Genomic DNA, 1,135 nt, shown 5'->3' with positions numbered 1-1,135 from the left:
GTAACAACCCCGTAGTCGAAACTTCGTTCTCTCTTGAATGTATCCTGAGTACGGCGGAACACGTGAAATTCCGTCGGAATCTGGGAGGACCATCTCCCAAGGCTAAATACTCCCTAGTGATCGATAGTGAACCAGTACCGTGAGGGAAAGGTGAAAAGCACCCCGGAAGGGGAGTGAAAGAGATCCTGAAACCGTGTGCCTACAAATAGTCAGAGCCCGTTAACGGGTGATGGCGTGCCTTTTGTAGAATGAACCGGCGAGTTACGATCCCGTGCGAGGTTAAGCTGAAGAGGCGGAGCCGCAGCGAAAGCGAGTCTGAATAGGGCGTTTAGTACGTGGTCGTAGACCCGAAACCAGGTGATCTACCCATGTCCAGGGTGAAGTTCAGGTAACACTGAATGGAGGCCCGAACCCACGCACGTTGAAAAGTGCGGGGATGAGGTGTGGGTAGCGGAGAAATTCCAATCGAACCTGGAGATAGCTGGTTCTCCCCGAAATAGCTTTAGGGCTAGCCTTAAGTGTAAGAGTCTTGGAGGTAGAGCACTGATTGGACTAGGGGTCCTCATCGGATTACCGAATTCAGTCAAACTCCGAATGCCAATGACTTATCCTTAGGAGTCAGACTGCGAGTGATAAGATCCGTAGTCAAAAGGGAAACAGCCCAGACCGCCAGCTAAGGTCCCAAAGTGTGTATTAAGTGGAAAAGGATGTGGAGTTGCTTAGACAACTAGGATGTTGGCTTAGAAGCAGCCACCATTTAAAGAGTGCGTAATAGCTCACTAGTCGAGTGACTCTGCGCCGAAAATGTACCGGGGCTAAATACACCACCGAAGCTGCGGATTGATACCAATGGTATCAGTGGTAGGGGAGCGTTCTAAGGACAGTGAAGTCAGACCGGAAGGACTGGTGGAGTGCTTAGAAGTGAGAATGCCGGTATGAGTAGCGAAAGACGGGTGAGAATCCCGTCCACCGAATGCCTAAGGTTTCCTGAGGAAGGCTCGTCCGCTCAGGGTTAGTCAGGACCTAAGCCGAGGCCGACAGGCGTAGGCGATGGACAACAGGTTGATATTCCTGTACCACCTCTTTATCGTTTGAGCAATGGAGGGACGCAGAAGGATAGAAGAAGCGTGCGATT

At 51.2% G+C, this 1,135-nt stretch carries 1 rRNA gene; it reads left to right on the top strand.

Annotated elements, in window-relative coordinates:
- Positions 1 to 1,135: ribosomal RNA gene (locus V6U79_RS29655) — 23S ribosomal RNA — on the top strand; the annotation flags it as partial.

It is taken from the genome of Micromonospora psammae, from assembly GCF_036902725.1.
Classification (GTDB): domain Bacteria; phylum Actinomycetota; class Actinomycetes; order Mycobacteriales; family Micromonosporaceae; genus Micromonospora.
This window is presented reverse-complemented; position numbering and strand designations above follow the sequence as displayed.